At 63.2% G+C, this 23,331-nt stretch carries 22 protein-coding genes; 16 read left to right on the top strand and 6 right to left on the bottom strand.

The window, feature by feature from the left end; genetic code table 11:
• The first annotated feature begins 172 nt into the window (after nucleotides 1–172).
• The 6 genes from JTF07_RS07075 (at nucleotide 173) to JTF07_RS07050 (ending at nucleotide 6,759) form a co-directional block, all read left to right on the top strand.
• On the top strand, nucleotides 173–424 hold the full coding sequence (locus tag JTF07_RS07075) for a hypothetical protein (protein WP_213018592.1): 252 nt from the start codon (nucleotides 173–175) through the stop codon (nucleotides 422–424).
• Nucleotides 421–1,230, top strand: coding sequence for a hypothetical protein (locus JTF07_RS07070; RefSeq protein WP_204233502.1), 810 nt, complete (start codon nucleotides 421–423; stop codon nucleotides 1,228–1,230). Before JTF07_RS07075 ends, JTF07_RS07070 begins: the two co-directional genes overlap by 4 nt.
• The gene (locus tag JTF07_RS07065) at nucleotides 1,227–2,738 is read left to right on the top strand and encodes a hypothetical protein (protein WP_204233501.1); all 1,512 of its coding nucleotides are present in this window, start codon (nucleotides 1,227–1,229) and stop codon (nucleotides 2,736–2,738) included. The genes JTF07_RS07070 and JTF07_RS07065 overlap by 4 nt, the downstream gene beginning before the upstream one ends.
• A 409-nt stretch (nucleotides 2,739–3,147) precedes the next feature.
• Nucleotides 3,148–4,302 carry a pyruvate dehydrogenase (acetyl-transferring) E1 component subunit alpha gene (pdhA, locus tag JTF07_RS07060; protein ID WP_198395733.1) on the top strand — a complete coding sequence of 385 codons (1,155 nt, stop codon included), beginning with the start codon at nucleotides 3,148–3,150 and terminating at the stop codon, nucleotides 4,300–4,302.
• Nucleotides 4,302–5,279 (top strand): alpha-ketoacid dehydrogenase subunit beta, encoded by a 978-nt coding sequence (locus tag JTF07_RS07055; protein ID WP_204233500.1) that lies wholly within the window; start codon nucleotides 4,302–4,304, stop codon nucleotides 5,277–5,279. The genes pdhA and JTF07_RS07055 overlap by 1 nt, the downstream gene beginning before the upstream one ends.
• A 16-nt stretch (nucleotides 5,280–5,295) precedes the next feature.
• Nucleotides 5,296–6,759 carry a dihydrolipoamide acetyltransferase family protein gene (locus tag JTF07_RS07050; protein ID WP_204233499.1) on the top strand — a complete coding sequence of 488 codons (1,464 nt, stop codon included), beginning with the start codon at nucleotides 5,296–5,298 and terminating at the stop codon, nucleotides 6,757–6,759.
• Nucleotides 6,760–6,938: 179 nt separating this feature from the next.
• Here JTF07_RS07050 and JTF07_RS07045 read toward each other — a convergent pair whose 3' ends face one another.
• Entirely contained in the window at nucleotides 6,939–7,922 is a 984-nt protein-coding gene (locus JTF07_RS07045; protein WP_204233498.1) for a protein kinase, read from the bottom strand.
• Between the two features lie 623 nt (nucleotides 7,923–8,545).
• On the opposite strand from JTF07_RS07045, the gene rpmB reads away from it, so the two are divergent.
• The 7 genes from rpmB (at nucleotide 8,546) to JTF07_RS07010 (ending at nucleotide 14,358) form a co-directional block, all read left to right on the top strand.
• Complete coding sequence (gene rpmB / locus JTF07_RS07040; RefSeq protein ID WP_198395738.1) at nucleotides 8,546–8,782, top strand: 50S ribosomal protein L28; 237 nt, start codon at nucleotides 8,546–8,548, stop codon at nucleotides 8,780–8,782.
• Entirely contained in the window at nucleotides 8,782–8,949 is a 168-nt protein-coding gene (gene rpmG / locus JTF07_RS07035; RefSeq protein WP_143923870.1) for a 50S ribosomal protein L33, read from the top strand. Before rpmB ends, rpmG begins: the two co-directional genes overlap by 1 nt.
• 6 nt (nucleotides 8,950–8,955) lie before the next feature.
• Nucleotides 8,956–9,261 carry a 30S ribosomal protein S14 gene (gene rpsN / locus JTF07_RS07030; protein WP_009882241.1) on the top strand — a complete coding sequence of 102 codons (306 nt, stop codon included), beginning with the start codon at nucleotides 8,956–8,958 and terminating at the stop codon, nucleotides 9,259–9,261.
• Nucleotides 9,262–9,330: 69 nt separating this feature from the next.
• Nucleotides 9,331–9,618: an HU family DNA-binding protein gene (locus JTF07_RS07025; RefSeq protein ID WP_009882243.1), complete on the top strand. Its 288-nt coding sequence runs from the start codon at nucleotides 9,331–9,333 to the stop codon at nucleotides 9,616–9,618.
• Between the two features lie 156 nt (nucleotides 9,619–9,774).
• Entirely contained in the window at nucleotides 9,775–11,853 is a 2,079-nt protein-coding gene (locus JTF07_RS07020; RefSeq protein ID WP_204233497.1) for a bifunctional copper resistance protein CopD/cytochrome c oxidase assembly protein, read from the top strand.
• Between the two features lie 256 nt (nucleotides 11,854–12,109).
• Complete coding sequence (locus tag JTF07_RS07015; protein ID WP_213018591.1) at nucleotides 12,110–13,465, top strand: MFS transporter; 1,356 nt, start codon at nucleotides 12,110–12,112, stop codon at nucleotides 13,463–13,465.
• Nucleotides 13,466–13,611: 146 nt separating this feature from the next.
• A complete protein-coding gene (locus JTF07_RS07010) occupies nucleotides 13,612–14,358 on the top strand; it encodes a 3-hydroxybutyrate dehydrogenase (protein ID WP_204233496.1) in 747 nt (248 codons plus the stop codon).
• A 78-nt stretch (nucleotides 14,359–14,436) separates the two neighbouring features.
• Here the strand turns inward: JTF07_RS07010 and JTF07_RS07005 are convergent, their stop codons facing one another.
• Nucleotides 14,437–15,312, bottom strand: coding sequence for a LysR family transcriptional regulator (locus JTF07_RS07005; protein WP_204233495.1), 876 nt, complete (start codon nucleotides 15,310–15,312; stop codon nucleotides 14,437–14,439).
• Between the two features lie 90 nt (nucleotides 15,313–15,402).
• Here JTF07_RS07005 and mmsB point away from each other — a divergent pair, with 90 nt between their 5' ends.
• Nucleotides 15,403–16,359: a 3-hydroxyisobutyrate dehydrogenase gene (mmsB, locus tag JTF07_RS07000; RefSeq protein ID WP_353843894.1), complete on the top strand. Its 957-nt coding sequence runs from the start codon at nucleotides 15,403–15,405 to the stop codon at nucleotides 16,357–16,359.
• Between the two features lie 193 nt (nucleotides 16,360–16,552).
• Here the strand turns inward: mmsB and JTF07_RS06995 are convergent, their stop codons facing one another.
• The gene (locus JTF07_RS06995; RefSeq protein WP_204233493.1) at nucleotides 16,553–16,717 is read right to left on the bottom strand and encodes a hypothetical protein; all 165 of its coding nucleotides are present in this window, start codon (nucleotides 16,715–16,717) and stop codon (nucleotides 16,553–16,555) included.
• 29 nt (nucleotides 16,718–16,746) lie between these two features.
• On the opposite strand from JTF07_RS06995, the gene JTF07_RS06990 reads away from it, so the two are divergent.
• Together JTF07_RS06990 and JTF07_RS06985 are read left to right on the top strand one after the other, a co-directional pair.
• Nucleotides 16,747–17,523: a YggS family pyridoxal phosphate-dependent enzyme gene (locus JTF07_RS06990; protein WP_204233492.1), complete on the top strand. Its 777-nt coding sequence runs from the start codon at nucleotides 16,747–16,749 to the stop codon at nucleotides 17,521–17,523.
• A gap of 164 nt (nucleotides 17,524–17,687) precedes the next feature.
• Nucleotides 17,688–19,631, top strand: coding sequence for an NHL domain-containing thioredoxin family protein (locus JTF07_RS06985; RefSeq protein ID WP_204233491.1), 1,944 nt, complete (start codon nucleotides 17,688–17,690; stop codon nucleotides 19,629–19,631).
• Nucleotides 19,632–19,716: 85 nt separating this feature from the next.
• Here JTF07_RS06985 and JTF07_RS06980 read toward each other — a convergent pair whose 3' ends face one another.
• The 3 genes from JTF07_RS06980 to JTF07_RS20835 form a co-directional block, all read right to left on the bottom strand.
• Nucleotides 19,717–20,676: a hypothetical protein gene (locus JTF07_RS06980; protein WP_204233490.1), complete on the bottom strand. Its 960-nt coding sequence runs from the start codon at nucleotides 20,674–20,676 to the stop codon at nucleotides 19,717–19,719.
• Nucleotides 20,677–20,795: 119 nt separating this feature from the next.
• Nucleotides 20,796–21,758: an ATP-binding cassette domain-containing protein gene (locus JTF07_RS06975; RefSeq protein WP_252199373.1), complete on the bottom strand. Its 963-nt coding sequence runs from the start codon at nucleotides 21,756–21,758 to the stop codon at nucleotides 20,796–20,798.
• A 96-nt stretch (nucleotides 21,759–21,854) separates the two neighbouring features.
• The gene (locus JTF07_RS20835) at nucleotides 21,855–23,240 is read right to left on the bottom strand and encodes an LPXTG cell wall anchor domain-containing protein (protein ID WP_204233488.1); all 1,386 of its coding nucleotides are present in this window, start codon (nucleotides 23,238–23,240) and stop codon (nucleotides 21,855–21,857) included.
• Nucleotides 23,241–23,331 lie beyond the last annotated feature (91 nt).

The following is a 23,331-nucleotide window of genomic DNA, read 5'->3' as shown; positions in this document are numbered from 1 at the left end:
ATGGCCCGAGATCCGCAGCGAGACTCGTGCTACTGCCACTGTGGATTCGGTCGTGACTTCGACGTCGGAACCCTGTGGAGCGACGACCGGTTTCCACAGGACGAACTGAGGCGCTTCCGGTGGCAGATGCCGATTCGTACGGTGAGAGCCGACACCGATTCGAAAGGGGAGGATGGCAGTGATCACCGATGAGCTGGCACTCAACAGGGACGGGTGGAGGCGGCGAGCAGACGAGCTGCGCAGCCTGGCGCAGACCTGTCGGCAGGTAGAGGGCTGGGACTCCCCCGCAGGGCGGATGCTCGCTGATCGTCTGCTGACATGTTCGGGCTCGATCGGCATCCTCGCGGAGAGGGCCGACAAGCTTGCCGAAGCCTATGACCTGCATCTGCAGGTCGTCTCAGTGGGAGGTCGGATCCAGATATGAGAGGCAGGGCGAAGGCAGCGGCACGGGCGGGCAGGTCTGTCGCCGAGTCGGGCGGGGCTGCCGCGGGTCCGGGCGAGTCTGCCGTCGGGTCGACCGCGAGGCCAGGCGATTCTGCCGTCGGATCGGGCAGCACGTGGTTTGCTGTCGACATCGCACGGATCATGGGCCTTCCCGAGCGGTTGAGAACTCTCTGGCCCCATGAGCTGATGCCACGTACGGAATCTGAAACCACCTCGGCGGGGGTGAGGGCAATGGGCGTGAAGTCGGATATCGGAAGGGGGATCACGGAGACGGTGATGCTGGGGGAATCCGCAGGCAGGGACTCAAAACGTGGGCCCGATGTGCTCACGGCCTGGCTGACCGGGTTCACGGCCGAGCTCAATCTCACCCGTTCCCGGATCGCCATCGTCATCAGCTCCGGGGATGAGGCTGCCCATCTCGAGGTATCCCTGTGCGATGACATCTGCCTGGCCATTCTGGTGCTGCATGGTGAGGGATTCGAGGAGTTCGAAGGCTTCGAACTCCTCAGGCGCCTCAAGCCTTCCGAGCTCGGGCGGGCCACCGAGGAGCTGTGTTCTCTGGTGGAGAAGGACTGCGTGCTCACCCTGACCTATCTGAGCGAGGCCGAAGTCGCCGGGATGGAGTTCCTGCACAGGGTTGACGGTACCTGGACCCGACCGACGCTGGAGCGCGATGGTGACACGATCACCGTGGGGACCGAAAGCAGCCTCGACGCCAATGCTGTGCGAGTCCTGCTTGCGGCGACTCTGACTCGCCTCCAGACGACGACTGGCAGCCGGCCGTGATCGCGACCCGAACCGCTGGCGGCCCGCAGCTGAAGATCGATGACCGGGCAGATTCCAGCGGAGACGATCTGCAGCGCATCTGCGGCACCATCGGTGATCTGACCGCGGAAGGATCACTGGCCGACTTCGACCTGGCCACGCTCCTGACCCAGGTCCCCGCTCCTCTCACGGCGCTCAATCTCGACGCCGCCCGGATCGCCTACCTCCATCAGTCGGCGCGCGCGCTCATCGAACTCGAAGCTACCGTCCTCGCAGTCAGAGCCGCAGCCCTTGCCTACCGGCAGGCTGAGAAGGGCATCAGCGACACATTCGGCGGACTTCTCGACTATTTCGGATACGTCACCGGTCGCGTCATCGCGATCACTCTGCCCGTATCCATCCCGATCGGAATCGCGGTCGGTGCACCGATCTGCCTGGGAGTGAAATTTCTCGACGCCACAGGCCTTGACGATGTCGTGGCCAAGCATTTCGGCATCGACTTGGCGCAGACGAAGGCGGCGGCCAAGGAAGCCTTCGTGGCCCTGGTGTTCGAGAACTCCGATGTCTCCGGGGCCATCATCGAACACGTGCTGCCTGGAATCGTCGTCGGCTTCGTGGGATTGCCGCCGATGGTACTGGCCGCAGAGGGGGACCACGCGCTGTGGCCACACGACTCGTCATCGATGACGGCGTGGATCCTAGGAGGTGCGAACATGTTCGGACTGCTCCTGCCCTCGGACGTGGAGGTGTGGAGGGCCAAGGGAATCACTCCGGCCGATGACCAACCGCCGCGCGACATCGAGGACCTCTACGGCAGAGAGGCAGACCGCCACCGCGGAGCCGACTCCGGGCAGGTGCGGATTGAGGAGATCACCTCGCCCGACGGCACTACCCGCTACATCGTCTACGTTCCCGCAACGACCGACTGGTCGCCTGAACCCGGGCAGAACACCACCGATCTGACGACGAACGTGCAGGCGATGGCCGGCAACGACACTGTTATGGCCGAGATGGTCCGCCGGGCCATTGCCGATGCGAATATCGGCTCTGATGCCGAGGTCATGCTGGTGGGGTACTCACAGGGTGGAATCACTGCCGGCTCCCTGGCGGCCGACCCGGCGTTCTTGGCCGATGTGAATGTCACCGCGCTGGTGACCGTGGGCGCACCGATTTCAGACTTCCCGGTTGACGAGGGAATCGACGTGCTCTCGATCGAGCATGAACAGGACCTGGTTCCCGACCTCGACGGCAACGAGAATCCAGCCGAAGACCATTGGTCCACGATCACAGTCGACTACGATCCCGAGCAGCTGCGCCAGGCTCCGAACCTGAAGGACAAGACCGATGCCGAACTCGACGACCTGTTCTCCTCCGCCGGGGCGGCGCATTCTTCGGCCGCCTACTCCGCCTCGATCGGGCTGATGCTCGCAGGCGGCCATGCCGGTCTCAACCGATTCACTGCGAAGAACTCGGGATTCTTCACCGGGGATATCAAGCAGACGAGGGACTACCAGGGCAAACGCAGATGAAGATGCCGCTGACCGGGACGGGGCCGGCGGCGATGAAGGTTGGGCACGGAACCCGGGGCCGCCTCGGCGAAACCCGAGCCTTTCCTCGGCGCGGTAACGCTCTGAAGTGCTCGGACGTGCGTTTGTCGGACGGTGGAGCAACTCTGCGACCATCGACAATTCGACGTGGACGCCTTTGGACGTGAACCACACGCCCGAACTTCGCATCCTAGGCTGATTCCGACCATAACAATTGGCGCTCGACGCACGTTGCCGATGTGGCATGCGGTCAGTGGATTCGGTATCGTGGTATCACCTGTGAATCACATCACTCGAGGGCGAGAACTCACACCAGAGGTCCCGTCCTCAGGACACCGTCCGCCACTGGTCACCTCCGGTGCGCTTGGACCTTGAACAAAGGAGAACTGGAATGACTTCCAACATTTCAGTGGGAACCGGGACTGCCCACAGTCAGTCATCGGAACCTCGGATGATCCAGATGCTCACCGAAGACGGCAATCGCGTCGAATCCGGTGAATATGACGCTTTTGCGGCAGAACTCACCGATGAGGATCTGCGCGGCTTCTACCGGGATATGGTCCTGGTGCGTCGCATCGATGCTGAGGGTGCGGCCCTGCAGCGCCAAGGACAGCTCGGCCTCTGGGCGCCGATGTTCGGCCAGGAAGCAGCCCAGATCGGAATGGGACGGGCGGCTCGCCCCCAAGACTTCGTCTTCCCCACCTATCGCGAACACGGCCTCGCCTACACTCGCGGTGTCGAACCCGAAACCCTCCTCGGCATGTTCCGCGGCCAGGACCACGGCGGCTGGGACCCTCAGGAACACCGTTTCCACACGTACACGATCGTCATCGGTTCGCAGACGCTGCACGCCACCGGCTACGCCATGGGTGTGTCCATGGACGGCGACGTCGGCACCGGTGACCTGGAACGCGACACCGTGGCCATCGCCTGCTTCGGCGACGGGGCCACCTCGCAGGGCGACGTCTCAGAGGCGCTGACCTTCGCTGGAGCCTTCCACGCACCCGTGCTGTTCTTCTGCCAGAACAACCAGTGGGCGATCTCCGAACCCACCCACGTCCAGTCGGCAGCACCACTGTGCAAGCGCGGAGAGGGATTCGGCGTTCCCGGCCTGCGCGTCGACGGCAACGACATCATCGCGATGTACGCGGTGGCCCGAGCCAGCCTGGACTCGGTTCGCGCCGGCAACGGCCCAATGCTCATCGAAGCCTTCACCTACCGTCGCGGTGCCCACACCACGGCCGATGACCCGACGAAGTACCGTGATCGGGCAGAAGAAGAGATCTGGGAGGATCGCGACCCGCTCAAACGGCTCAAGGCCTACCTCGACAACCATACCGAGACCGCAGACGAATTCTTCGCCGAGGTGGACGCTGAGGCCGATACTCTCGCCGCGCGCATCCGGCACAACTGCATGACCATGGAAGATCCCGATCCCGTCGAGATGTTCGCCCATGTCACCTCCGAACCTCACCCCCTCGTCGATGAGGAACGTGCGGAATTCCTCGCATACCAGGCCTCATTCGCCGATGCAGGTGAGGCCTGATGGAGAAACTTCCCCTGTCAAAAGCCATCACGGCCGGAATGCGCAAAGCCATGGAGGACGACCCGAAGGTCGTCCTCATCGGTGAGGACATCGGAAAGCTCGGCGGCGTCTTCCGCGTCACCGAGGGTCTGCAGAAGGACTTCGGTCCGCAGCGGGTCATCGACGCGCCGCTGGCCGAATCCGGAATCGTGGGAACCTCGATCGGCATGACGCTGCGCGGCTACCGCCCGGTCATCGAAATCCAGTTCGACGCATTCATCTTCCCTGCCTACGACCAGATCGTGACCCAGGTGGCCAAGCTCTACAACCGCACCCTGGGCAAGGAGAGAATGCCGATCGTCATCCGCGTGCCCTACGGCGGCGGCATCGGTTCGCCCGAACACCACTCGGAGAGCCCCGAGACGGTCTTCGCTCACCACGCAGGACTGCGACTGGTCTCACCGTCGAACGCCCACGACGCCTACTGGATGATGCAGGAAGCGATCAAGAGCGACGACCCGGTGATGTTCTTCGAACCCAAGCGCCGCTACTGGCTGCGCGGAGACGTCGACACCGCGAACCGAGGCAGCTTGGGAATGCACGACGCCCGCGTCGTCTCCGAGGGCACCGACGTCACCCTGGTGGCCTACGGCCCGCTGGTGCCCACGGCCAAGGACGTCGCCGCCGCCGCGGCCGACGAAGGGAAGAGCGTCGAGCTCATCGACCTGCGCAGCCTGAGCCCGATCGACTTCGCAACGATCGAGAAGTCCGTGCAGAAAACCGGTCGGCTGGTCGTGGCGCACGAGGCGCCGAAGTTCCTGGGACTCGGCTCCGAGATCGCGGCACGCCTGTCTGAGCGCTGCTTCTTCAACCTCGAGGCTCCGGTCATCCGAGTCGGCGGCTATCACACGCCGTACCCTGGCTCGCGGATGGAAGAGCACTATCTGCCTGATCTGGATCGCATCTTCGATGGTGTCGACCAGGCCCTGGCCTACTGACTCAAGGAGAGTTGATATGTCTTTTGAATTTTCTCTTCCTGACGTCGGTGAGGGTCTGACAGAGGCCGACCTCGTGTCATGGAAGGTCGCCGTCGGCGACACAGTCACCGTCAACCAGATCCTCGTCGAGATCGAGACGGCTAAGTCTCTGGTCGAACTGCCGAGCCCACAGGCCGGACCGGTCGAGGCTCTGCTGGTCGATGAGGGCCAGACCATCGAAGTCGGAACACCGATCATCCGCTTCGGCGGCGGCGATCCTACCGGCACCTCCGAGTCCGCAGGAACATCGTCGCCTGCGGCAGGAGATGCACAGGCCTCGACCGAAAGTGCAGGCGAAGCCGAAGGCGGCGCCACCTTGGTCGGCTACGGCGCCAAAGCGGCGTCGTCGAAACGCCGTCCCCGCAAGGGTGCAGGCGTTCCGGCGCCGACAACCTCGGCCACCGCACCAGAAGCTCCAGCGCCTGCGGCCCCGACGCCGGCTGCCCCTGGCGTGCCAACGGCTCCTGCTGCACCAGTTGCAGCGGCACCGTCTGAAGCCTCGGCATCGGCTGACTCCACGGCACCGGCAGCCGCCTCGACGAACAAACCCTTGGCCAAGCCTCCCGTGCGCAAGCTCGCAAAGGATCTCGGCATCGACCTGGCTGCGGTGGTTCCGACCGGTTCCCGCGGTGAAGTCACCCGAGACGACGTCAAGGCCGCGGCCAGCGGCACCGGCGCGGCAGCCACCGCAGCGACAGGCTCGAGCGTCGGGGCCGCAACCGCCTCGGCGGGGGCCGTAACCGCTGACGAACTCGAAGAGCGAATCCCGTTCAAGGGCGTGGCAAAGATGATGGCCAAGGCCATGGTCGAATCCGCGTTCACGATGCCCCACGTCACCGAGTTCCTCGACGTAGACGTGACCGAGACGATGGCCTTTGTGCGTAAGCTCAAGTCCACGAAGTTCCTGGGCGAGGACATCAAGGTGTCTCCCTTGCTGCTCGTGGCCAAGGCTGTGGCCTGGGCTGTTGCCCGCAACCCGCGGATCAACTCGTGCCTCGAGGGCGAAGAGATCATCGTCAAGAAGTACGTCAACCTCGGCATCGCCGCAGCCACTCCGCGTGGTCTGATCGTGCCGAACATCAAGGGTGCCCACGCGATGGGCCTGACCGACCTGGCTCAGGGAATTCAGGATCTGACTGCGCTGGCTCGTTCAGGCAAGACGCCTCCAGCCGACCAGTCGGGTGGAACGATCACCATCACGAACGTCGGCGTCTTCGGCGTCGATGCGGGTACTCCGATCATCAATCCCGGCGAGGCCGCGATCCTGGCCTTCGGGCAGATCAGGAAGAAGCCATGGGTCGTCGGCGACGAGATCGTTCCACGTGATATCACGACGCTGTCGGTGAGCGCTGACCATCGTGTCGTCGATGGCGAGATCATTTCGAAGTTCCTCGCCGATGTCGGTCGTGGACTCGAGGATCCGACGCTGCTGCTGGCCTGAGGCTGGCTCAGACTTCCCCAGAAGAAGTCACCGTAGGCGTCGCCCTGACTTCGAGACGACGACGGAGCTCCGAGACACCTGTGCGCACATAAGTGTCTCGGAGCTCCGTCGTTGGCTCAGCGCTGCGCCCGGGTGCTGGCGCCGTGCTTTGGTGTTGTCGCGGTGAGGGCGAAGAGCAGCTACTTGTCGAGGTAGGCGCTGTTGTCGGTGGGGCTTCCGTCTGTGACCAGACGCTTGGCGAGGCAGTGGTTGCGGTCCAAGCCCCAGGAGCGACACTGATCGAGTGCGGGCTCGGGATCGCTGTAGGGGGTGTCGATGACGGTTACCCAGTAGTTGTCGTCCTTGTAGGAGTCCCAATCGCCGCTGTGGATGAGGATCGCACCCGGGTACTTGACGCGGTTGGTCTCGTACTCATCGACGATGTCCTGAGCACTCCACGTCTGACCGTCGGCCTCCAGGCCGACGTTTTTCGCACTGACCTGCGTGACCCACTGCCCCTCGAGGTCCTCGGCCTCCGCGCTGCCTTCGTTCGTGTAGGTCGACAGTGCCTCCTGCGGACTCGCTGTCGGCTGCACCAGGGGCTCGGAAGGGGAGGGAGAGGCAGATCCGGTTTCATCGCCGCCGAAGTCGACGGGCACCGTTCCCGTCGACGGTGCCAGCCAGCGCACTCCGAAGAAGGCCAGGAGCGCGAGAATCATGACGATGGCGATGATGACGACGGTGATCTTGGCCCCGTTGCCCTTCTTCGGGGCCGGAGCCGGTTGGAGCGGGACCTGCCCCGAAGCTGGACCATCGGAGCCGTGTTCGGTGTGTGCCGAATGTGCGGGCTGATCGCCCATGTGGCCGGAGGACTCTGTCTGACCGCGGGTACTGGTTTGCCCCCGTTGTCCTGTCAGTGATGCTCCGGTGGAGTTCTGAGGTTGTTCTTGGAACGGGGAGGCGCCTACGGGGGCGAAGACATTGCGCGTGCGACTTTTGGATACGGGTACGTCGCCAGTGTGCTTCTCGAGGTATTCGTAATAGGTCGAGTTGTCGAAGTCGGCAGCACTCTGGGTGGACTCGTGGCCCGGCGACGGGGTCGGACCGGCGCGATCCGGTTGGCCCTTCTGCCAGTCATCACTGGTCGCTGGACGGATTCGCGGCCTCGGTGGAACGTCGCTCATCGGTCCTCCTGAGTGCCAGATGTGGTGGCAATCATCTTCTTACCTTGGCACGTCATCGGCACGTCTTCAACACGAGTCAGAGCAGGACGCGTTGTCTGCTGGATGGTGTGTGCATTGCGCGCGCGAAGATGCGTGCGAGATGAGTATCAGTGGGGAAGTGGTGTTGGGCCCGCGAATCCGGGCGCGGGGCGTTCTGAGGCCCTCAGCGGCAGCACGTCCAACGAGGTTCTGCGACACTGTTTCAGTGAATTTGCTCTGAAGGCCTGTTTCTCTCTAAGATTGTTATCTGTTGTGTCGTAGCAGTTCGATCACTGATTGATCTGCTCAGGCCAACATGGTGCTCACCCACCGCTGCACTCCAGCTTCGGCCAATCTCTCACAGGCTACGGCTTCAGCGCTGGTGAGACATCTCGCCCGAACGGGCAAACCTGTTTTGGCGTACACAATTTTCATTGCGAACGCCTCATGCCGGGCAGCAGCCTGGTCAGCGGTCGGACACCAGTCCGACCGAGCAGCATTCGTGAAAATTTGTTGATGTCTTCCGACATCGGCGCAAGCGAGCGTGGATCCCACGCAGACCCGCTTGTTTCGAGAGTCGGTAACTTGTGAACTGGAGGAGAGTCATGGCAGCAAACTGCCAAGTAACCGGGGCCGTCCCTGGTTTCGGACACAATGTGTCCCACTCGAAACGAACCACCAAGCGTCGTTTCAACCCGAATATTCAGAAAAAGCGCTACTACGTTCCGTCTCTGCGTCGCAGCATCACCCTTAACCTGTCCGCCAAGGGCATCAAGGTGATCGACGTGCGCGGAATTGACGCCGTCGTCGGCGAACTCATTGCCAAGGGAGTGAAGCTCTGATGGCTAAAGCACAGGACATTCGTCCCATCATCAAGCTCAAGTCGACCGCTGGTTCCGGGTTCACCTATGTGACCCGCAAGAACCGCCGCAACAACCCGGATCGCATGGTGCTCAAGAAGTACGATCCAGTTGTCCGCAAGCACGTCGATTTCCGAGAGGAGCGCTGAGCGCATATGGCTAAGAAGTCAAAGATCGCACGCGACAAGCAGCGTCGCGTCATTGTTGAGCGTTACGCGGAGCGTCGTGCGACGCTCAAGCGCCAGCTGACACACCCAGACAGCACCGACGAGCAGCGTGAAGAAGCACGCCTCGGACTGCAGAAGCTTCCTCGCGATGCCTCACCAGTGCGTGTGCGCAACCGCGACCAGGTGGATGGCCGTCCACGCGGCTACCTCCGCAAGTTCGGTCTCTCCCGTGTTCGCTTCCGCGAAATGGCACATAACGGCGAGTTGCCCGGCATCACGAAGTCAAGCTGGTAATCTCGAGGAAGTTCGTTATCGGAAAAACGGACCGGTAACCGACCGACTTGTCCTAAGGAGGACACTTTTATGGCTAAGAACCGCAGTGAGCTCGTAGCAGAAGTTGCAGAGAATTCCGGACTGACCCAGAAGCAGGTCTCGGACGTTCTTGACGGTGTCTTCGATGTCTTCTCAGACGTCGTCGGCAAGGGCGAAAAGCTCACCATCCCCGGATGGCTGTCTGTCGAGCGCACCGAACGTGCCGCTCGCAAGGGACGCAACCCGCAGACCGGTGAAGAGATCCAGATCAAGGCCGGCTACTCCGTGAAGCTGTCCGCTGGTTCGAAGCTGAAAGCTGCCGCTGGCAGCCCTAACTGAGCCTCGCGCATCAGCATGGAATGACCCGGGCCTTTTGGTCCGGGTCATTTCTTGTCTGCTCGCCGAGATCTCGACCACGTCCGGGCCTCGCAGTTGGCTCGGTCTCAGACTCCGGCGATACCCTTGAACCATGAATGAAGCGGCGGTCTGCCACCAGTGAGCACTCAAGTCTTCGAATCGGTCACCCGATTCACGTCTCGCGCGGCCGTTCCCCTAGTCGTCATCGGCGGACTCGGTGTGGGTATGGCCGCGATGCTCTTCACCGGAGCGGCGGAGGCGACACTCCTCAACGACCCCGGCCCCTACGTGCGATTCGGTCTTCCGGCCGCGAAATTCGTCTTCAACATTTCGATGGCACTGACTCTGGGCGCACTGATGTTCGCCCTCCTCATCCTGCCCCGCACCCAGGGGCGAGACCGGAACAGGAAGACGAGTCCTGCAGGCGCGAAGTCGGGCACGACCGATGAGATCCCGTTCAATGCGCTCTGGGAGAAGACCCTGAAGATCGCCGAGGTGGCATCGGTGGTCTGGACGATCTCTGCAGTGGCCGTCCTTGTCCTCACCTTCGCCGATACTGTCGGCGCACAGGCCTATCTCGACTTCTCCAATCAGCTCGGCGTGTTTCTGACCCAGATCGCCTTCGGTCAGCTCTGGACGCTCATCGTCGTCCTCATCGCCGTCGCCTCGACTCTGTGCTTCGGCACACGCAGCTACCTCGGCATCGCGGTGGCAGGCGTGCTCGGCGTCGGCGTGATGATCCCGCTGGCACTGATGGGACACTCCGCCGAAGCCTCCGGACACACCCAAGCCGTCAACAGCATCGGTCTGCATCTGCTGGGCGTCACCATCTGGCTGGGCGGCCTTTTCGTCATCGCCCTCCTGGGCTCGGACCTTGCCCGCTCCAACCAGCTGCGCACCACGATCGAACGTTATTCCTCGTTCGCACTCATCGCCTTTGCCCTCGTTGCCTTCTCCGGTGTGGTGAACTCGCTGTTGCGCGTCCACAGCCTCGCTGACGTCATGACTCCCTACGGGCAGGTGATCGTGGCGAAGGCTTTCGCGACGATTCTGCTCGGTCTCATCGGGTTCTGGCACCGGCAGTTCGTCATTCGCCGTCTGGGCACCGCAGCCTCAGTGACCAGGGAGTTCTGGCGGCTCATCATCGTCGAGTTCGTCATCTTCGGTGCCACGATGGGTCTCGCGGTCGCACTCTCGCGGTCCCAGCCCCCGGTTTCGCAGGAGCCTGTGGGTGACCCGTCCCCGGCTGAGATCCTCACCGGCGAGCCGCTTCCGCCGCCGCCGAGCTTTGCCCGATACTTCACTGAATGGTCCTTGGACCCGCTGTGGGTCGTCGTGGCCGTCGGTCTGGCCACGGCCTACACCGTCGGCTTCGTCAATCTCCGGCGTCGAGGTGATTCCTGGCCGGTCCATCGCCTGATCTGCTGGCTGCTCGGCATGATCTTCCTCGTCTACGTCACGTCCGGCGGCGCCAGGGTCTACGGTGAGATCCAGTTCTCCGGGCACATGATCCAGCACATGCTCCTGATCATGGTGGTGCCCCTGCCGATGGTTCTCGGCGCACCTATCACCATGCTCATGCGTGGAACGAAAGCTCGCACGGACGGTTCGCGCGGGATCCGCGAGTGGGTGCTCTGGCTCGTCCACACTCCGTACATGCGTTTCTTCGCGAACCCGATCTTCGCCAGCGTGAATTTCGCCGGTTCCCTCGTCATCTTCTACTACTCGGGCGTGATGAAGTACGCGCTTGAATGGCACCTCGGACACGAGCTGATGATCATCCACTTCCTCGGCGCGGGCTATCTGTTCGCGCAGGCCCTCATCGGCATCGATCCCGGCGTGGAGCGACCGGGATATCCGCTGCGCCTGCTCATGCTTCTCATCACGATGGCCTTCCATGCGTTCTTCGGAATCTCGATTATGAGTTCGGAAGTCCTCATTGAGGGCGACTGGTTCGGCAACATCGGCGCCGACTGGGGCTATTCGGCGATCGAAGACCAACAGATGGGCGGAGGAATCGCCTGGGGCATCGGCGAATTCCCCACCCTGTTCATTGCAATCATGGTGGCCTTCCAATGGTCGAAATCCTCGGATCGAGAGGCTAAGCGCATCGACCGCAGTGAAGCGCGCACCGACGACGCGGAACTTCGCGCCTACAACGACATGCTCGCCAACATGGCCCAGCGCGACGCGAACAGTGGTCAGAGAAGCAGATGACTGCACACCTCGTGTGCGGTAATGTGCACAGGTAATTCCCGGATTCGAGCCCTTTCTGCACCCAATCGTGTGCCGGATGGCGCAGACTGTTGCATGGATCATTTTTATCCACAGCGTCACGCGACCCGCGCCGATGACGTGGACCTGAAGCCGCATTGCAGGGGCATGCAGGCTCACCTCCGCTCGGGCCGAGACGCCACAGCGAGTCGATCCGCGCATTCAACGGTGATGCGGATCGTGGAAATCAAGGAGAGTCATGAGTTCTTCGAACAATGCGGAGAAGAAGACGATACGCGCACAGCTGCGCAAGGTCGTCGCCGCTTCGATGGCCGGAACCGTCGTCGAGTGGTACGAGTTCTTCCTCTACGGTTCGGCCGCCACCCTGGTGTTCAACCACATTCTGTTCCCACCGTCGGACGACCCACTGACACCGATCCTGGCGGGCTTCGCCACCTACGCGGTCGGCTTCATCGCCCGACCCATCGGCGGAATCGTCTTCGGCCACTTCGGTGACAAATACGGACGCAAGAAGCTGCTGCAGCTGTCGATCGTCCTGGTCGGCGTGGCCACATTCCTCATGGGATGTCTGCCGACCTTCGACCAGATCGGGCCCTTCGCCCCGATCCTTCTGGTACTTCTGCGAGTCGTCCAAGGGTTCGCAGTCGGCGGCGAATGGGGCGGAGCGGTTCTCCTCGTCGCCGAACACGCACCGAACAAGGAACGCGGCTTCTGGTCGTCATTCCCGCAGTCGGGCGTGCCCTTGGGCAACCTGCTTGCCACTGGCGTGCTCTTCGTCCTCACCGCAACACTGACCGAAGAGCACTTCCTGTCGTGGGGTTGGCGTGTGGCCTTCTGGCTCTCAGCCGTCATCGTGCTCATCGGCTACTACATCCGCACCCGTGTCTCCGACGCTCCGATCTTCGAACAGGTCCAGGCTGAGGAGATCGAAGAGGGCGTGGACTACGGAATCAAGGCCGTCTTCAAGCGCTACCCGCGTGAAGTCTTCGCCGCGATGGGGCTGCGCTTCGTCGAGAACATCCACTACTATCTCGTGGTGACCTTCTCGATCACCTATCTGGCGATCGCGGTCAAGATCGAAGCCGCAGAGATCCTCGGGCTCCTACTCGGCGCCCACGCGATCCACGCTGTGCTCGTGCCCTTCGTCGGGGCGATGGCGGACAAGGTCGGGCGCAAGCTGCCCTACGGCATCGGAATCGTGCTCACCGCTTCTTGGGGCTTCTTCGCCTTCCCGATGTACGACACCGGCAGCGGTGCGATGATCTTCCTCGCCTTGCTGCTGGGGCTCATCTTCCATGCACTGATGTATGCCGGACAGCCGGCGATCATGTCAGAGATGTTCCCCACCCGCATGCGCAACTCGGGTGTCTCGACCGGATACCAGGTCACGGCGATCGTGGCCGGATCGTTCGCTCCGATCATCGCAACTGCGCTGCTGCAGAAGTTCGACTCCTCGGTGCCGATCGCGTTCTATCTCCTGGCTGCCGCCATCATCTCGATGGTCGCGCTTCTGTTCACAAAGGAGACGAAGGGCATCGATCTGCGTTCACTGGACCAGGTGGACAAGGACCGCCGTCACGCGGCGAAGCGCTGATACTCACACCTCAGCACTCGAATGCACAACAGTGAGTTCGGCAATCGGGCGGTGCCGATGATCGTCGGCACCGCCTGATGACATGACAGCGGACATCACGACAGCGGACAACACCGCCGAACTATGACACGATCGAAGGGACTGCAATGGTCGATCTCAACAAGAAGCGCGCCCTGGTCACGGGGGGAGCCTCCGGCCTCGGCAAGGCGATGAGCGAAGCCTTCGCCGCAGCCGGAGCACACGTCATCGTCGCCGACGTCAACGCGGAATCGGCGGAAGCCGTAGCCAGCGACATCGGAGGAGAGGCGTGGACGGTCAACCTCGCGGACACCTCGGCGCTGGATGGAGTCGACCTTGACGTCGACATCCTCGTCAACAACGCCGGCATCCAGCGGATCCACCCGATCACGGAATTCCCGCTCGAGGAATGGCGACTCATCAACACGCTCATGCTCGAAGCACCGTTCGTGCTCACCAAGGCAGCGCTGCCAGCGATGTTCGCCAAGGGATGGGGCCGGGTCATCAACCTCTCCTCGATCCACGGGCTGCGCGCCTCGGCGAACAAGTCAGCCTATGTGGCGGCCAAGCATGGGCTCATGGGATTGACGAAGACGACCGCCTTGGAAGCCGGTCCTCACGGTGTGACCTGCAACGCGATCAATCCCGGCTATGTGATGACACCGATGGTCAAGGGTCAGATCGCCGATCAGGCGAAGACGAACGGCATCAGCGAGGACGAGGTCCTCGAACAGGTCTTCCTCGGACATTCTGCCGTGCCGAAGCTTGCTGAACCCGGCGACATCGCCGCTCTGGCACTGTTCCTGGCCAGCGATGCTGCCGCCGTCATCAACGGCAGCGCACACAGTGTCGACGGCGGCTGGTCCGCCGCCTGAGGCTAGGCGTACAGCGCCGTCCGAGGCCAGACGTGCCAGGTCGGCCGAGGCCTGATGGAGGGATCGTCCGGGTCTGACTCAGAGGACCTCGAGGACGCTGCGGACTCCTGCGTTGCGCAGGGATTCGTGGCGGACCGAGGCCCAGTAGGAGACCGGTTTCGAGAATTCCTCGGGCAGCACCTGTACGAGGCGGCTGTTGCCCGCGGCGAGGAAGTCGGGCAAGATACCGATCCCGACTCCGTTCGACGTGGCGAGCACGTGCGCATGCACCGAGGTGGAGCGGAAGAATCCCTTGCCGCGCGGCAGCGCATTGCCCGCCTCGTCGAGGTCATCGACCTGCAGCGAGTTCTCGATGTAGTAGATGAGCCGGTGCTCGGCAAGATCCTCAAGCGTCGTCGGTATCGTGTGGGACCCCAGGTACTCACGGGAGGCGTAGAGCTGGAGCCGATAGTCGCGGATGTGCTTTGCGACGCTGCGTGGTGCGTCCGGCCTGCCGACGACGACCTCGATATCGACCCCCGAGCGGTACTGCCGGGCTCGCTGAGTGGCAGTGATGAGTTCGAACTGCAGGCCGGGATGGCTGCGCTGCAGCTGGGTCAGGGCTGGGACCGCGAACTCAAGTGCGAAGGCCTGCGGGCAGGCCAAACGGATCGTTCCCGACAGAGTGGAGCTGGCGTGGGCGTCGATGCGCCCCAGGGCGGACTCGATGTCCTCGGCCACCGGAAGCAGGTGACGTCCGGCAGCACTGAGTTCCCAGCCGTCGGGTGAGGCCACGAGCATACGCTCGCCATAGGCCTTCTCCAGGGCGGAGATACGTCGGGAGACCGTCGTGTGGTTGAGGCCCAGGCTGTGCGCGGCGGCGGTGAACTTGCCCAGTCGAGCCACGGCAAGCAGCGTCAGCAGATCTTCGGGTGAGATCTGCGAACCGGAACCGCCTGGTGCATATGAAGCCATAGTGCTTCCATACTATCTGCGTGCACGCACATATCTGGTGCGGAATATGTGATTCTGCGCGACAGGTGTTGGCCGAGCGACTGGCGTAATGTGAGTGGGAACACTGCACCACCTGAAGAACATGATGCGAGGAGGCATTTTATGTCGACAATTGGATGGGTCGGCCTGGGAAATATGGGTCGTCCGATGACAGCGAACCTGGTCAAGGCCGGTCACACTGTGAATGGCTTCGATCTCGTCGAGATCGCCGTCGAAGAGGCAGCCAAGCACGGGGTGAACCCTGTGAAGTCCATCGCCGAGGCGGTCGCCGGAGCCGACATCGTCTTCACGATGCTGCCCAAAGGTGAGCACGCCCGGGCTGTCTACCTCGAGGCCGACGGTGTGTTGGCCCATGCAGACACCAAGACACTCCTGGTGGACTCTTCGACGATCGACTTCGATTCCGCCCGTGCACTGCATGCAGAAGCGGCCAAGGCCGGCTTCCGGTTCGTCGACGGCCCCGTGTCCGGCGGCGTCACCGGTGCCGAGGCAGGCACACTGACGTTCATGCTCGGCGGCACCGAAGAGGACGTGGCCGAAGCGAAGACGTTCATCGAACCCATGGCCGGCAACATGTTCCACGCCGGTGGCGAGGCCGCTGGTCAGGCCGCCAAGATCGTCAACAACATGATGCTCTCGATCAGCCTGCAGGGCGTCGTCGAAGGGGCCGTACTCGCCGATCGCTTCGGGCTCGACCCGAAGGTCTTCTATGACATCGCGACGGTCTCCTCCGGGGATTCCTGGCCGCTGCGCACCTGGTACCCAGTTCCTGGCGTGACAGAGACAGCGGCTTCGAACAACTCGTTCAAGCCCGGATTCGCCACGGCTCTCATGCACAAAGACGTCGGCCTCGCCCTTGCAGGCGCAGAAACGCAGGGTCTCGACCTGCCGGCAGCGCAGCTCGTCCACGCTCAGCTCCAGAAGCTCGTCGACTCGGGCCTCGAAGGGCTCGACACCTCGGCGCTGATCAAGAACATCGACGCCAAGGCCAAGGGCCTGCCCGAATAAGGACGAGCGAGCTGGTCTGAGGCAACCTGGCTGCGATGAGTGCCGTTGCAGCCAACTGCAGTGACGAGCGCCGTTGCAGCCAGGTGCAGTGATGAGCGCGGTTGCTGGCAGCCTCGTCCCGCCGGACAGACGGCTAACGGTTGGTCAGTTCTCTTCGATCCACGAACGAATTTCGAAGAGAACTGACCAACCGTTAGCCGTGCCCCAGGTCGTCGTGCCCCAGGTCGCCCTGCCCCAGGTCGCCCTGCCCCAGGTCGCCGTGCCCCAGGTCGCCCTGGGGCACGACATACGACTTCGTCGAGTAGGCCCTGCAGCTTCGTCGAGTGGGTCCTGCAGCTTCGGAGGGGAAGACCTGCAACTTCAGAGGGTCCGTGTAAGACTGGAAGCATGAGTTCCCCAGACACTCCTGAACCACAGAATACGTCCGAGCCCCAGAACACTCCTGAAGCGCTTTCGCCGGAGGTCATCGCCTCCATCAGAAGCAATCTCGATGAGGTGGCCACTCGTGCGGCAACCGCCGCCGAGGCGAGCGGTCGGACGAGTGCTGATGTGAAGGTTCTGCTCGCGACCAAGACTCAACCGGCCGCGAAGATCCGAGTGGCCCTCGAACATGGATTCACCCTCATCGGGGAGAACAAGGTGCAGGAGCTGGTCGGCAAGGCGGACGATCTCGCTGATCTCGATCACGAGGCCCATCTCATCGGCCCTCTGCAGAAGAACAAGGTCAATCACACCCTGCGCCATGCACACTGCATCCAGTCCGTCGACAATCTGGAACTGGCGACGAAGATCAACAACCGTCTCGAAGTACTCGACCAGACTGTGGAATTCTTCGTGCAGGTCAACACCTCCAGGGAAGACTCGAAGTCCGGGATCGCGCCCGAGGAGACCGAGGCGCTCATCGCGGCGCTGCACGATCACACACGGATGACGCTGCGTGGTCTGATGACGATCGGTCTGCCCGGACGCACACCGGAAGAGATCCGTCCCAGCTATGCTGACCTGCGAGAACTCAGCGAGAAGCTCATCGCCTCGGGAGTCATGTCGCCCGACGCCACTGAGCTGTCCATGGGTATGAGCAGCGACTTCGAGCTCGCTATCGCCGAAGGCGCGACCATGGTCCGCGTCGGTTCCACTGTGTTCGGCGCGCGCGACCGCACCTGAGCCAAGCCGCGACTACTCCTGACTCAAGCCGCGACCACACCTGAGCCAAGCCGTAGCCGCACCTGAGACGTCCGCAGGCGACACTCACGTTCGAGGACTGGGGCATTGGTCACATGATGACACCGGGCCTCCCGCCGCGGCGGTGAATCTGTGAAGATGGAGCTATGAACACCAGTCCGCAGGATTCCCAAGCGTCCGCAGCGCCTGCCGCCGCGCCGTCCCACCAGGTCAAGGTGCGTGCACCTGAACTCATCGGCCGCAGGTGGATGAACTCCGGCGGCAAGGAGCTGAGCCTGGCCGATCTGCGAGGCAAGGTGATCCTCCTCGATTTCTGGACCTTCTGCTGCATCAACTGCCTCCACGTGCTCGACGAGCTGCGTCCGCTCGAGGAGAAGTACGCACAGGAGCTTGTCATCATCGGCGTCCACTCTCCGAAGTTCGAGTTCGAACGCACCGTCGAGGCCGTCGACCAGGCGGTCGAACGCTACCAGGTCGAACACCTCGTCCTCGACGATCCCGACCTCGTCACCTGGCAGGCATACACCGCCCGTGCCTGGCCGACGCTGGCCGTCATCGACCCAGAGGGCTACCTGGTCGCGACCCTGTCGGGCGAAGGTCACGGTGCCGGCCTCGGTGAGATCATCGAAGGACTCATCGAGGAGCACTCGGCGAAGGGCACACTGCACTCCGGCGACGGACCTTACGTGCCGCCGCCAGCACCGGAGACTGAGCTGTTCTACCCCGGCAAGGTCACCGAACTGCCATCGGGCAATCTCCTCGTCGCCGATTCGGGACACCACAGCCTCGTCGAGTACGACCCCTCGGGCCAGACCATCATCCGGCGAATCGGCACCGGCGAACGCGGTGCGGGTGACGGCGATTTCTCCCAGGCGTCCTTCAGCGAACCCGGCGGCATCACCGTCCTTCCCGGGGACGTGGCAGCGAAGGCCGGCTACCATCTCGTCGTCGCCGACACCGTCAACCACACCCTGCGCGGCATCAACCTCGAGACCGAAACCGTGACGACGGTCGCCGGCACCGGAGCACAGCACATGGTCGGCGCGATCGACAACGTGGTCGGCACGCACGGCGAACTCGGCCGCTACGACGGCCCCGCCCTCGACGTGAAGCTGTCCTCACCGTGGGATGTCCTCTACGTCTCCTCCACCGCCGAGGTTGTTGTGGCGATGGCGGGCAATCACACCATCTGGTCGTTCAACCCCGAAGCCGGATCGATCCGCTTGCTTTCGGGCACCATGAACGAAGGTCTGGCCGACGGTGATGCGGACAGCGCATGGTTCGCGCAGACATCGGGCCTCGACCTCACCTCCGATGGAGACGTGCTCATCGCGGACTCGGAGACCTCGGCGATCCGACGTCTCGACCCGAACACCGGAGCTGTGTCCACGCTCATCGGTGAAGGTCTCTTCGACTTCGGCTTCCGTGACGGTCCCGCCGCAGAAGCCAGACTGCAGCACCCTCTGGGAGTGCGGAGCCTGCCGGACGGATCGATCGCGATCGCCGATACCTACAACGGGGCGATCCGCCGCTATGACTTCACCACGAACGAGGTTTCGACCCTGGCCCGCGGACTGCGCGAACCATCCGACATCTACGTCCTCGAAGCTGCCGACTCCGCGCCGGCCGAGCTCCTCATCGTCGAATCGGCCTCGCACGCCCTGACCCGAGTGAAACTGCCCAAAGACGCTCAGAGAATCGACGAGGGTGCGCTGACCAGCAAGCGCCCCTCGACCGAGATCTCCTCGGGCCCAGTGGCAGTGTCCGTGAGCTTCACTGTTCCAGCAGGTCAGAAACTCGATGACCGGTGGGGAGACCCCACGTATCTGCAGGTCTCGTCGACACCGCCAGAGCTGATCGTCTCCGGGGACGGCGGCGCAGAAGGACTGAAGCGCGACATCGTCATCAACCCCGAATTCGAGTCAGGGGTCCTGCACGTGACCGCACGAGCCGCCGCCTGCGACGGCGAACCAGGCGGAGAGATCCCCCTGCACGCCGCTTGCCATCTCTACCAGCAGGACTGGGGCATTCCGGTCGACCTCGTCGCCACCGCTCCGGCCGAACTCACCCTCGACCTCCGCGGAGCCTGACTCGGCCTTCGCAGTGCCTGAAGCTCGGCGGCCGTCGTAGCCCTGGACGCTCGACAAACTGTCGTTGCAACCGGCCTCGGAGGAGTTATTTCACGGTCACGTCGCCGAGGCGGCGCGGATCGAAGCGGACCTGTGAGGACTTGACGATGACGGAGCCGCCCATGTCGAATGAGAGCGTCTCGTCGAAGTCGTGCTCGGCCGCCGTGACGATGTCGCGATAGCGTCCCTGGATGCGCACCTCGACCGTGGACGGGGTGAGCTCGAGATCGTTGCCCGAGGCGGTCAGGCTGACCTCTGGCTCGCGAGCCAGCGACCACTTCACATCGCCGAGGATCTCGTTGTCCGTCTCATAGCCGAACACGCAGTCCGAGGGGTAGAGGGTCGTCGACTTCACACATTTCGCCAGATGCTCGTTGACCTGCTCACCGACCGACTCCTCCAACTTCGCCGTGGGCTCGGGCGAGAGCGCGATCTGGGCGGTGTCGGTCGGGGCGATCACCTCGGCGCGTTCGGGCTTCGACTTGAGGTAGGTCGCATCGAAGCCGACGAGGTAGGTGGCCGGGAACAGCACGGGAACCTCTCCGGCGGCGACTCCGTAGCCGTTGACCGTGGCAGTTGACGACCCTTCGACTTGCAGGTCGAGAGTCGGCCACTCCTCCTGTTCGATCGCCCAGCGGTCGAACAGCCCGGCAGTCGCCGGCAGCTTCACCATCGACAGATCCACGGTCTGCGTCTGCGAGGACAGAACATAGCTCAGCGAGACCTTCGCATGGTCGCCGTCCATCGATACCGTCGTCGCCTCAGCATCGCGCGGCAGGTCAGGGGCAGCAGAGAGCACATCATGATTGAGCGCCAGAGTCGACGATGGGGTGGGGGAGGCGAGATAGGAGAACGCACGCTCGGCGTTGCCGTCCTCGATCGCGGAGATATAGGCTTCAGCGGCGCGGGCAGGAGTGTAGACGGTCAGGTTGAGGAGGGGAACTGCTGCCACGGTGAGGACGATGACCAGGAGCGCCGAAATCAGAAGCTTGCGCGACGTTCGCATTGCTTCTCCTGATTCGGTGGGGGATGAAGGAATTTCAGTGTAATGCCAATTGCCCGGCACGTGGCTCTATGAACGGCGAGGACGCGCGGGAAGGGGATCCAGATGCGTGCCGGTGGGGTCTATTCCACCGAGTATGCGTGCAGTGCCTGAGTGTCGACCTCGACGAAGACGTGCGTGCCGACCTTGACGTTGGCACGCAGGGCAGATATCGAGTCGCCGAGGCCGGGGTGGAGCACGCCGAATCCGCTCTCGCTGCCGGGCACGCCGGCCAGGTCGGCCAGGTCCACGTCGAGAGCGAGTCCCATCTCGGTGTCCACCGGCGACAGCTTCGCCTGCAGGCAGGAGCCGTGATCGCGCAGTCCGATGACGACTGCCTCGAACACCGTCGCCGAGGTGAACGCCGGGTCGTGTTCGTCCAACGACAGGAGAGCGCTGCGCCACCCGAGAGTGACGAAGACCTTCCCATCGAGTTCGGTCCGAGCCTTCACCGCAGAGTGGCCGATGGACAGCCAGCCTTTGCGTGCCAGCCCGGAGTAGACGTTGACCCTGCTGAGTTCGGCCGGAAGGGAACCCCTGGGCTCCGTGACGACCTGTTCCACAGTGCCCAACGATACGAGCTCGCCTTTTTCGATATCGGCCACCCCCGCCTCGGCGACGGTGAAGTCGGTCAGCGTGTTCGAGGTGAAGACGATCCCACGGCCGTGCGCTGCGGCCAGATCGGCCAGACGACCGCGCAGTCCAGCGCGCACGTGTCCGGGGACGGTTGCGAAGGGGTCGATGAAGGTCAGCCAGGGCAAGCCGCTCGCCCAAGCCACAGCCAGGCCGAGTCGCGCACGCTCACCGGCATCAAGTTCACCGATCCGGCGCCTCAGGACGTCAGGGTTGACCCCGAACTCCGTGCACGCCAGAGCCAATGCCGCCTCCCCAGATCCGGCATCGGCTTCGCGAAGATATGTTCTGACCCACCTGCGCACACGTGTGAGACCCGACCGGAGTCCGGTCGGGAACTGCGGCGGAGGAGCGACGTCGGAGCGCGCAGCAACGGACAGCACCACCTCAGTGGTGCTGTCCGTGCTGCCCATGAGACCGAGCATTGTCCCTGCTCGGAGACGACCGAGATCGATCTGGTGTCTGCCGAGGTGCAGCCCCGCTAGGGACAATTCATCGTTCAACGGATCTTAGAACTCCGCAGGATCGTCGGAGGCGGTCATCCGCCGACGAGTGATGACGACTGCTGCGGCACCGACGACGAGGAGTCCGACTCCGAGCGCCAGTCCGGTCATCTCCGCACCGGTGCGGGGCAGGTCACTGCCGCTGTCGCTGCCGTTCTGTCCGCCCTCATCGACCGAGGTGCCGTTGGTGACGACCGTGAAGCTGCCGCCCTGTGCCTTGTCGAAGCTGTCGGCCTGGGCGGTGACGTTGTACGTTCCCAGCACAGCCTTCACCTTCGCCTGCACGCCGAAGGTGGCTTTGCCCTCGGAGTCGGCTTCCTTGGTCATCGTGTAGCGATCGACCTTGCCCTGAGCGTGCTCGACTGTGATCGTGATCTTCTCACCTGGCTGTGCGCCGGTGATGCCGAGCTTGATGCCCTCGTTGAGGAAGTCCTCGGAGCTGATCTCGGTCGGGTCGATGATGAGCGCCTGGGTCGCAGTTGCCGCGGCCTTCTTCTCACCGTCATCGGTGCCGGGGCTGGCCGGAGCGGTCGTCTCCGACGGTTCTGCCTTCGGAGCGTCCGACTCTGGAGCTTCGGACTCGGCCTCGGTGGGAGCAGGGGCCTCCGACTTATCGTCGGTCTTCGTCGGCTCGGGAGTCTCGGATTCCGTCTCGGTCGGCTCGGGAGTCTGAGTTTCGGTCTCCGTCGGTTCCGGAGTCTTCGTCTCAGTCTCGGTCGGCTTAGGAGCAGCGGGCTGCTGGGCTTCCTTGGTTTCCGTGGGCTCTTCGCTCGGCTCTTCCGATTTGGTCTCGGTCGGAGTCGATGTCGCGGATGGCTCATCAGTGGCGGTCTCGGACGGCGCCGGGGCCGCTCCGGTTGCGGGCGAGCAATCGGAGCCCTTGGCGTCCTCGTCGATGTCCGAGTCACTGGCCACGACCTCGAAGGAGACCTTCGAGGAGTCCTTCTCGGTCTTCTCATCGGTGAGGTAGAGCGAGTATTCGCCAGAGGGAACCTTGGCGTTGTCCGTGACGGAGAAGAAGTAGGTGCCGGACACCTTGCCCTTCTCGTCCACGGTCAGCTTGGTCTCCGGCGAGTACTTGGACCCGTCGGTGCCGACGACCGTGACGGTCGCCTTGCTGTCGGGGGTGAATCCGGTACCGGAGAACCCGATGCCCTTTTTGCGGTCCGCGATATCGGCCCGGGTGACCTGTGCATCAGACAGTGTCGCCTGTGGGTCCGAGCTGTCGGGAACCTTGGAATCTGGGTCGGTTGACTGCTGTGCATCTTCATGTGCACAGAGCGGGCCTGCCGGCACCGGAGCGGACGCTGTCGCTGCGAACGCGGGAGCGCCAGCAAGACCTGTCAATGCAACGGCTACTGCGGGGGCAAGCACAAGACGCGAGGTCTTCACAGTAATGCCTTTCGTTCGTTGTCAACCCACGAAAGACGATGGACTCCCGGCATTCCTTGGCTTAAGAAGAGGAAGGCACCATCGTGCGCGG

This window comes from Brevibacterium sp. RIT 803 (assembly GCF_016892625.1).
In the GTDB taxonomy this organism is placed as follows: Bacteria; Actinomycetota; Actinomycetes; order Actinomycetales; family Brevibacteriaceae; genus Brevibacterium.
Note: the sequence above shows the minus strand (reverse complement) of the source record. Positions and strands in the feature narration are given on the sequence as shown.

Bases quoted from the DNA above. Each gene is read 5' to 3' on its own strand.
- JTF07_RS07075 (WP_213018592.1), top strand. From the start codon at position 173: ATGGCAGTGATCACCGATGAGCTGGCACTCAACAGGGACGGGTGGAGG.
- JTF07_RS07070 (WP_204233502.1), top strand. From the start codon at position 421: ATGAGAGGCAGGGCGAAGGCAGCGGCACGGGCGGGCAGGTCTGTCGCC.
- pdhA (WP_198395733.1), top strand. From the start codon at position 3,148: ATGACTTCCAACATTTCAGTGGGAACCGGGACTGCCCACAGTCAGTCA.
- JTF07_RS07055 (WP_204233500.1), top strand. From the start codon at position 4,302: ATGGAGAAACTTCCCCTGTCAAAAGCCATCACGGCCGGAATGCGCAAA.
- JTF07_RS07050 (WP_204233499.1), top strand. From the start codon at position 5,296: ATGTCTTTTGAATTTTCTCTTCCTGACGTCGGTGAGGGTCTGACAGAG.
- JTF07_RS07045 (WP_204233498.1), bottom strand. From the start codon at position 7,922: ATGAGCGACGTTCCACCGAGGCCGCGAATCCGTCCAGCGACCAGTGAT.
- rpmB (WP_198395738.1), top strand. From the start codon at position 8,546: ATGGCAGCAAACTGCCAAGTAACCGGGGCCGTCCCTGGTTTCGGACAC.
- rpmG (WP_143923870.1), top strand. From the start codon at position 8,782: ATGGCTAAAGCACAGGACATTCGTCCCATCATCAAGCTCAAGTCGACC.
- rpsN (WP_009882241.1), top strand. From the start codon at position 8,956: ATGGCTAAGAAGTCAAAGATCGCACGCGACAAGCAGCGTCGCGTCATT.
- JTF07_RS07025 (WP_009882243.1), top strand. From the start codon at position 9,331: ATGGCTAAGAACCGCAGTGAGCTCGTAGCAGAAGTTGCAGAGAATTCC.
- JTF07_RS07015 (WP_213018591.1), top strand. From the start codon at position 12,110: ATGAGTTCTTCGAACAATGCGGAGAAGAAGACGATACGCGCACAGCTG.
- JTF07_RS07010 (WP_204233496.1), top strand. From the start codon at position 13,612: ATGGTCGATCTCAACAAGAAGCGCGCCCTGGTCACGGGGGGAGCCTCC.
- JTF07_RS07005 (WP_204233495.1), bottom strand. From the start codon at position 15,312: ATGGCTTCATATGCACCAGGCGGTTCCGGTTCGCAGATCTCACCCGAA.
- JTF07_RS06990 (WP_204233492.1), top strand. From the start codon at position 16,747: ATGAGTTCCCCAGACACTCCTGAACCACAGAATACGTCCGAGCCCCAG.
- JTF07_RS06985 (WP_204233491.1), top strand. From the start codon at position 17,688: ATGAACACCAGTCCGCAGGATTCCCAAGCGTCCGCAGCGCCTGCCGCC.
- JTF07_RS06980 (WP_204233490.1), bottom strand. From the start codon at position 20,676: ATGCGAACGTCGCGCAAGCTTCTGATTTCGGCGCTCCTGGTCATCGTC.
- JTF07_RS06975 (WP_252199373.1), bottom strand. From the start codon at position 21,758: ATGGGCAGCACGGACAGCACCACTGAGGTGGTGCTGTCCGTTGCTGCG.